Source organism: Pediococcus stilesii, from assembly GCF_001437075.1.
GTDB classification, from domain to species: domain Bacteria; phylum Bacillota; class Bacilli; order Lactobacillales; family Lactobacillaceae; genus Pediococcus; species Pediococcus stilesii.
Window position 1 is genome coordinate 1 of sequence record NZ_JQBX01000031.1, and the last position, 8,743, is coordinate 8,743.

At 37.1% G+C, this 8,743-nt stretch carries 8 protein-coding genes and 1 pseudogene; 7 read left to right on the plus strand and 2 right to left on the minus strand.

What is annotated here, in order from left to right; genetic code table 11:
• A pseudogene (locus IV81_RS08905) lies at positions 1-403 on the minus strand (transposase family protein); the annotation flags it as partial.
• A gap of 170 nt (positions 404-573) precedes the next feature.
• Positions 574-3,174: a YfhO family protein gene (locus IV81_RS08910; protein WP_057804341.1), complete on the minus strand. Its 2,601-nt coding sequence runs from the start codon at positions 3,172-3,174 to the stop codon at positions 574-576.
• 133 nt (positions 3,175-3,307) lie between these two features.
• On the opposite strand from IV81_RS08910, the gene IV81_RS08915 reads away from it, so the two are divergent.
• The 7 genes from IV81_RS08915 (at position 3,308) to IV81_RS08940 (ending at position 8,693) form a co-directional block, all read left to right on the plus strand.
• A complete protein-coding gene (locus tag IV81_RS08915; RefSeq protein ID WP_057804343.1) occupies positions 3,308-5,410 on the plus strand; it encodes a peptidoglycan D,D-transpeptidase FtsI family protein in 2,103 nt (700 codons plus the stop codon).
• Positions 5,411-5,509: 99 nt separating this feature from the next.
• On the plus strand, positions 5,510-5,659 hold the full coding sequence (rpmG, locus tag IV81_RS09235; RefSeq protein WP_004165222.1) for a 50S ribosomal protein L33: 150 nt from the start codon (positions 5,510-5,512) through the stop codon (positions 5,657-5,659).
• Positions 5,660-5,738: 79 nt separating this feature from the next.
• A complete protein-coding gene (locus tag IV81_RS08920; protein WP_057804345.1) occupies positions 5,739-6,320 on the plus strand; it encodes a 5-formyltetrahydrofolate cyclo-ligase in 582 nt (193 codons plus the stop codon).
• 10 nt (positions 6,321-6,330) lie between these two features.
• A complete protein-coding gene (locus IV81_RS08925; protein ID WP_057804347.1) occupies positions 6,331-7,020 on the plus strand; it encodes a rhomboid family intramembrane serine protease in 690 nt (229 codons plus the stop codon).
• 32 nt (positions 7,021-7,052) lie between these two features.
• Positions 7,053-7,265: a YqgQ family protein gene (locus IV81_RS08930; RefSeq protein WP_057804349.1), complete on the plus strand. Its 213-nt coding sequence runs from the start codon at positions 7,053-7,055 to the stop codon at positions 7,263-7,265.
• A gap of 17 nt (positions 7,266-7,282) precedes the next feature.
• A complete protein-coding gene (locus IV81_RS08935) occupies positions 7,283-8,245 on the plus strand; it encodes an ROK family glucokinase (RefSeq protein WP_057804351.1) in 963 nt (320 codons plus the stop codon).
• 28 nt (positions 8,246-8,273) lie between these two features.
• A complete protein-coding gene (locus IV81_RS08940; protein ID WP_057804353.1) occupies positions 8,274-8,693 on the plus strand; it encodes a rhodanese-like domain-containing protein in 420 nt (139 codons plus the stop codon).
• Positions 8,694-8,743 lie beyond the last annotated feature (50 nt).

The window sequence follows — 8,743 nt, forward strand, 5'->3', positions numbered from 1 at the left end:
CATCTGATGTAGATAATTCATCAGCAATATGTTTTGAAGAAACCGGTTCTTCAAGCTTAATCAAGCACGCCTTGCGAATCTGATTGGAAATGGAACAGTTTTTAGGAACCAAATCGGTTTGAGCTAAGAAGTTAGATTGACATTCTTTACAACGAAAGTTTCGCCGCGTTAACTGTAAAATAACTGTATTTTCGAGGATCTTGGTGAAACGAACGATTGTTTTTCGCCAACCATAATTAATAATTTGTCCCTCATTGATAATTCCGCAATGATGACAAGCCTCCGGCTGGTAGTCTAAAATGCCGGTCAATCTAATGACACCATCGACAATTTCAGCTTCATCGGCAATTTTAATATGTTCATCGTCTATACCTAGTAACGACTTAGTAGTATTATTAATCATAAGGATATTTCCTTCTTTCTGAAAAATCTTCGTAGTGGTTGACTTGAGGAACGGATGGGGAATATCCGTTTTTTATTTTCTTTAATAATAACCAAAAAATCTGTCATTGATAATAGACAAAGTCTATTACCAACAACAGATATTGTAGAACCTTTATTTTTGAGCGGGGTTTATTTTTTGATGAATTTTCGAATTAATACAACAACTATTCCGAATAAAGTGATAATACTTCCAAGTAAGAAGAATGGTGGAATATAGTACAACTCAACTTTATGTTTACCTGCTTTAAGGGGCGTAGAACTTCCAAGGAAATAATTTCCTGTTTGCACGCTCTTAACTTTTTTTCCGTCAACCTTGATTGTCCAGCCTGAGCTGTAAGGGATGGATGTGAAAAGATAAGGCTTTTGCTTGTTAACCGTTAAATTCGCTGTAATGGAGTTTCCCGAGGATTTAACGTTGTTGAAGCTACTTACCTTAGATAGAGCATAATCACGCTCAAAACGCTTAAAATTCAAGGATACAACGCTGAAATCCGATAGCAATAGACTTTGCTTCTTTAAAACAATTTGAATTCGAACCTTTTTATTTTTTGCTTGATCTGCAATGGATAATACAATCGGATGCTCATAGTCAATATCTTCAGTGATACGCTGGTTATTAACAAAAATATCGGCATTGTCATGTGCCATTTGCGAGCCAGCTGTTATATAAATTGGATCATTATTTTTAGGCTGAAATTCAAAAGTAACGGAGGCCGATTTGTTTAACTTTTTTTTCGTGAGAAGGCCATTTTTAATGTTAGGAGTAGTCGTTACATTCGAAAAATAAATCTGGGCCTGGTCCGTGATATCAGAAAAAAGTGATGCGGTATTACCGCTGATGTTTTGCAGTAGTTGCTCTTGGTAACTTAAAGGATGCGAACCATCTAACTTATTACCAATATTTTTGGCGGTTGTTAATCCTAATGGAAGTGAAAAAGGATTTAGATAACTATTTGAATATGGAGTACTATCTAAGCGTTGGTACCTCTCCAAAACATCGTGACGCACGCTACGTGTTAAGAAGGGACTGTGTTCGGCTTGTTCATCAACGAACGACCAATACTTAAATGACAACAAAGAATCGGTAATCAACGTTCCATTCATGTATGATACGTTTCCAGAGGTGGTTGGTTGACCCAAGGCACTCATCGCATTTAACATGTTGGTCTCTAAGTTGGAATTAAAACTGGAACCACCATTATAATTCATCTGAATTGGATCATTTTTAGTCCTCGAAAAATTAGTACCAATTCGGGTAAATTGATTGCTTTTTTCCTGTAGCTGACCAACTGCAGCACGAGCTGCGGCACTGTATGTTGAAAATTCTGTTTGACTCACATAACTGATTCGGTTAAGAGACCAAATTACATTTACAGTTAGTTCTAAAATCATAAAAATTGCTAGAATTGGCGTTAAAATTTTATTAAAACTTGACGTTTGAAATCCAACCCAAAAAATAAGGGCGGCAATAAAAGTTATAACCCCAAATTGAATTTGATTATTAGTCATGTAATCTGAAATTTTAGGCAGATTAGTAACCGACGCGTAGATGGTGAAGAGCATAACAATTAAACTAACAATGATCGGCTTAATTAGATTGTTTTTTATTGGTGATAATAATCCTCTGAAAGCTAGTATTATTACCCAAAAACTAAAAATAAAACTAAAACGATATGGATACCACCAAGGAAACTGCATTGCATGCCAAATTAAATCCAGTGGTGAAAAGCAAAATGATAGCAAGAAAACGAACGTAATTAATAACGCTTTTATACGTGATTTAAAGTTAATATTTTGATTAAAAAAGTAAGCAATGAACGCCACTAAAACAAACATTCCAACATATATATTGGGCAAGCCATCAGACATTTGCTTGAAACTGAAAGTACCAGGGATTAATTTTGTAAGCATCTTAATTGGAGAATACTCAAAAGACCATTGGACGTTATTTTCGGTGTATTTAGCCTTTCCGTGGAGTAAAGCCCACAGGGTTGGCATCCAGGCGATTGCTGAATAAATTAAAATAAAAATCCAGGATTTAATAAATAATAATATTTTTTTTATCGAAAAGTGCTGATTTTTCCAAATGAAATAGAGTAATGTGAAAATTCCAATCATGTAGGCAAAATAGTAGTTAATAATTACCATAAAACTCATGGAAAGTATAAAAATTACAGTTTGATTTTTTTCAATTAGGTAATCCAAGCCTAAAATGATAATTGGTAAAAGGATTGTGGCGTCTAACCAAAAAAGGTTGAGCTGATTGGCAATTGAGAATGCCATTAGGCTATACGCCGTCGAGAAACCAATAACGCTTACTCTGGGGTGTTGGAGGTGATGGTCTTGAATCATATGTTTTAAAAATATTGCCGAAGTAAGTCCAGAGAGTGCATATTTTAAAATGGTTACAATTAGGATTCCAGTTGTAATGCTTTCTTTTTTAAAGAGGAGCAAAATTAGATTGACAGGGCTTAAAAGATAATATGTCCAGGTGCCAAACATATCACCACCAAGTCCGTTCGAAAAGGAATAAAAAAACTGCCCAGGATGTTTTAACAATGTGTCGCGAAAATATTCATAAAATGCAACGTATTGTTGACCCATATCGACGGTTAATAAACTTGAAGTTCCAAAGGGCGCAAACCCGCGATAAATAAAATACCCAAGAAGAATTAGTGCAGGAACCAATCCACTTATTAATAGCTCTTGATTTTTTTTAATAAAATTCATGAGAAACCCAACCTTTAAATTGATAGTACTAGGATAGCACAAAACATGATTAAGACTTCTTTAATAGTATTAGTACACTTATATATTTTCTGGTAGAATGAACGAAGTGATTCAAAAGGAGCAAGTATAAACAATGAAAAGTCCTAAAAAATTCCGTCGGCAAAAAAGTGAATTACCTTTTCGCTTAAATTTAATCTTTTTTGTCGTTAGTGCACTATTACTTCTATTGGTTGGCCAATTGGGGTATTTGCAAATATTATATGGATCAAAGTTACAGGCAGAGGTAAATCGAACTGATAACACGGTTGAAACTAGCAATGTTCAGCGTGGAATGATTTATGATTCGACTGGAAAGGTGTTGGTGGGAAACAAAGCCCATCAGGCAATCTCTTATACTAAGGGCGTTAATGTTTTAGCTCAGGATATGTATGATGTTTCTAACAATTTGGGAAAGTATCTAACAATGGATAATGAAACGACACTTAGCAGTACTAACGTGGCAGAATATCTGTTGGCCGATTCCAAAAGAAGCAAATATTATCAAGAAAAGGTTGCCGGTCCGGATAATCAAAAAAATTTATCTAGTAAAGCTATTCGTTCTAAAGAACTGGACTATATAAAAGAAAAGAATGTAAAACTATCAGATAAAGAAACAAACGCGGCTAAGATTTTTAAGATTATAAATGGTGCTTACCAGCTTTCAACGGTATATATTAAAGAATCCGGAATTTCCAGCGAAGAGTTGTCGGAAATTGGGGAACATTTATCGGACATGCCAGGGGTTAAAATTTCGACTAGTTGGACGCGAAGTTATCCAGAAGGTGATAACATAAAAACACTGACAGGAACGGTAAGTAGTACTAAAACAGGACTACCAAGCGACGAAGTTAATACACTTTTGGCAGAGGGCTACGCACGAAACGACAGCGTGGGACAAAGCTATCTTGAAAAACAATATGAACCAGTTTTAAAGGGCTCAAAGTCGCAAACGGCAGTTGAAGTTAGTTCCGGAAATCAAATTGTCAAAAAGGTTCAAAAATATGCTGGTAAAAAGGGTGATAACTTAGTTTTAACCGTTAATTCAAAATTTCAAGAAGAAGTTCAAAAAATTATGACGGAAGCCTCTCAGAGTGCCGGAGGAGAATCGACCGGAGGATACGCGGTGGTCATGAATCCAAAGACTGGAGCAGTAATTGCTTTAGCGGGTGCAGATCGAGATCCATCGACGGGTAAGATGACGGCCAATGCTCTAGGCACAATTAATGAACCAATTGTCATGGGATCGGTTGTAAAAGGTGCAATGATTTCAGGAGCATTAATGGATGGCGTTATTTCAACCAATAATAATACCTTGATCGATGAACCAATCAAAGTTGCCGGAACAAATTCTAAAAGCTCGTGGTTTAATAGCTCCGGGAGTGCCAACATGTCAGTCGATGCTTCTAAAGCTCTAGAAGTATCATCTAACTCCTATATGATGCAGCTTGCAATGAAAGAGGGCGGACTAAAGTACAGTTCGGGAGTTTCATTAGCAGGAATGAATCCAGACGTTTTCAGTAAAATGCGCGGATATTTCGAACAATTCGGATTGGGGACCAAGACCGGAATCGATATTCCAGGAGAGTCTTCGGGATATAAAGGTCCTTCGGGTGCAGCAAATATTGGTAAGGCTCTCGATTTATCATTTGGTAATTACGACGCTTATACGACATTGCAAGTCGCTCAATACATGTCAACGATTGCAAATGGGGGCTACCGTGTGGCCCCACATGTTGTTGAACAAATTCGTAGTAGCCAAAAAAATGGTAAACTAGGAAAAGTCCAAAGTGCCACGTCACCGCAGGTTTTAAACTACATTGGATTAAGTAGTAGTCAGAAAAAATTGATTACGGATGGATTATATGATGTGGTTCATGGTGATAGTAAATATAAGACTGGTGGACCATTGGCTGGGATTTCTCCAGGAATTTCGGCTAAAACTGGTACAGCACAAACAACGACTAATGGTAAGTCAACGGTAACTCTATCTCTGGCATCTTTTGCTCCGTCAAATGATCCTCAAGTTGTAGTTGCCCTAGCACTGCCTGGATTAGGAACGAATGCGGAATCGAATAATATGGAAGCAGCAAAGAAAATTTATTCTGCATATTGGAAGTATGTTCAGTCCAAAACAACTTTGACAAATCCAACTAAAGCAACGGCTGAAACGGCCGCTCAAAACCTTAATGCCAATTAAAAAGTAATTGGCTCTGGAAATAAAGTTAAATTAGTGGTAGTATATACGGTGCTAGTGGATTTTAGAATTCAAATATATATATTAATGGAGGTCATTCCAATGCGTGTACACATTACTTTAGAATGTACTGAATGCCATAATCGTCAATACTTATCAAGCAAAAACAAACGTAACAATCCGGATCGTTTGGAATTAAACAAGTATTGCCCACGTGAACGCAAGGTTACATTACACAAAGAAACAAAATAATCGTAATTAAGACTGGGAGACCGCAACTGTGGATGCTTCTGGTCTTTTTTATATTTAAAACCCCTAGGAGGCTACGTGGATGGAAAAAGCGGCTTTTAGAGAAAAACAAATTAAGTTATTGAGTACAATCGATGAGGTTTCAAAGGCAAACAAAGAGACGGCGATTGCCAGAGTTCTTTTTCAACAAAATGAGTTTATTGGCGCAAAAAACATTGCCATTACTCTAAGTCATGGTTTTGAATTAAACACGAATGATATAATCGAAAAAATGCGTCAAATGGGTAAAAATGTGTTTATTCCGAGAACGTTACCGAAACGTCAGATGGAATTCGTTGAATTTACGAGTGAAACAAAGCTTGAACCAAAAGTTTTTGGAATTCTTGAACCACAAAATGGTCGGGTAATCCAACCGGAAAAACTAGATTTGATTATTGTACCGGGATTAGCTTATGAAACAACCTCAGGATACCGTTTAGGATTCGGTGGCGGATATTATGATCGTTTTCTCTTAAAGACACAGGCTCCTAAAATTGTTCTAGCGTTTTCCGAACAGATTTATTCTGCGCCACAATGGTCGGTGGAACGGTTTGATATACCATTGGATAAAATTATTTCAGAAAACGGCATTCAATTTGATGGTTCGAAAGGACTGGAAAGTTAGGTGGGGTCTTTTGGATAAGTTAAGACAAAGTTTTAAGTCACGGTTGAATGGCCCATTTATAACTGAATTGCTTGTTGGAATTAACGTTTTAGTTTTTATATGGTTAACATTAGTCGGTGGAAGTACCAATATTATGGTGCTAGTTACTCATGGTGCGATGGTTCCAGAATTAGTTAAAAATGGTAACGCACTTTTAACGATTTTTACCTCAATGTTTGTTCATATTGGCATCGAACACATTTTATTTAATATGATTACTCTGTACTTCATTGGCCGATTGCTAGAAGGAATCATTGGACACTGGAAGTTTCTAACCATTTATGTTCTTTCTGGTATTTTTGCGAATGTGGTTACCTTAGCATTCTCTAGTCCTAATACGGTTTCCGCTGGGGCGAGTGGAGCAATTTTTGGAATAATCGGTGTTTGGTTAATGATGGCTGAGCAATATCGGGATTATCCTTTTTTGGCGGGAATGGGACGTCAGATGTTAATTTTTAGTGTTCTAGGTATTCTCGGGGGATTTATTGGAACAAATATTAATATTATTGCCCATGTTGGAGGTTTGGTCGCCGGTTTCTTACTGGCGTATATTATTAGTTTCCCTAATTTAGGAAAAGTTCCAACTTGGAAACGTAGTAGTGGCGCGGTGTTACTCCTTTTTATGATGGCAACGTTTCTTAAATTAGCGTTTACATTGTAGAAATAATCTGGTAAATTAGTTGAGATGGTATTATGAAAACACTTTATGATGTGCAGCAGCTTTTAAAGCAGTTTAACGTGTTTGTTTACGTTGGAAAACGTGAATGGGATATTGAGTTAATGAGTATTGAATTGAAAAACTTATATAAAGCAGGGGTTGTTGACAAAGCAACTTTTGTGAAAGCTCAGCTCGTTTTACGACGTGAACATCACATCGAAGAGGTTAAAAATAACCAACAAAAATAATGGAGGGTTTCAAGGGAATGGAACGTAAGTTAATCGGCGTCGATCTTGGCGGAACAACAATTAAATTTGCTATCTTAACGGAAGATGGTGAAGTTCAACAAAAATGGAGTGTTGAGACTAATATTCTCGACGAAGGATCACATATTGTTCCGGATATTATTGACTCTATTAATCATCATTTAGATTTATATAAAATGACCAAAGAACAATTCATTGGCATTGGAATGGGTACACCAGGTACTGTAAATCGTCAAAATGGAACGGTTGTTGGTGCTTTTAATCTAAATTGGAAAGAAACCCAATACGTAAAAGATGCAATCGAAAATGGAACGGGAATGAAGTTTGCTATTGATAACGATGCTAACGTTGCCGGACTGGGCGAACGCTGGAAAGGTGCCGGAGAAAACGGTGAAGACGTATCATTTGTGACATTAGGAACTGGTATTGGTGGAGGTTTAATTGCCGGTGGACAATTACTTCATGGTAAAGCCGGTGCTGCCGGAGAAGTCGGCCACGTTACGGTTGAACCTAATGGCTACCTTTGTACATGTGGTAAGCGAGGATGCCTTGAACAATATGCTAGTGCAACTGGTGTAGTTCATGTTGCTCGCGATATGGCTGAAGAATTCTCTGGCGATTCAGAGCTTAAACGTCAGGCGGATGACGGACAAGACATCACTTCTAAATTAGTTTTTGACTTGGCTAAAAAGGGTGACGCTTTAGCACTTCGAGTGGTTGATCGAGTTTGCTACTTATTAGGTTTAGCGCTTGGTAATGTGGCAAATACTTTGAACCCTGAAAGTATTGTAATCGGTGGTGGTGTTTCCGCTGCAGGTGAATTCTTATTAGATCGTGTTCGTAATTACTTTGAAGAATTTGCTTTTTCAACCGTTCGTTCATCAACACAACTTAAGTTAGCACGTCTTGGAAATGATGCTGGTGTCATTGGAGCAGCATCATTAGCTCGTGTATTTGCATAAAAAATAAATTTTTTGGAGATGAGAGAACATGGTTGCTGCTGCCGCAAGTAATTCAGCAAGTTTTTGGATAAATACAGTATTAATTATTTTAATTATTGCGTATCTGGTATATCAACTATACCTCTATTGGAAACGTGGAAAGATTTCAACGTTGTTAGACGATGACGAATTTCGTGCTGGAATGCGAAAGGCCCAAATCATCGATGTTCGTGAAAAGAAAGAATTCGATGCGGGACATATTTTGGGAGCAAGAAATATTCCTTATTCGCAAATGAAGACAAGAACACAAGAGCTTCGTTCAGATTTACCGGTTTATTTATACGACCAGGGGCGTACTTTTAGCGGTCGCGCAGCAATGCTCTTGTCGAAGAAAGGCTTTGATAAGCTTTATATCTTAAAAAATGGTTATCAACGTTGGACTGGCAAAACAAAAAAAACTAAATATTAAAAAAGATTGGGTTAAAATATAATTGTGAGGTATACCCAAAAAGTTAAAGT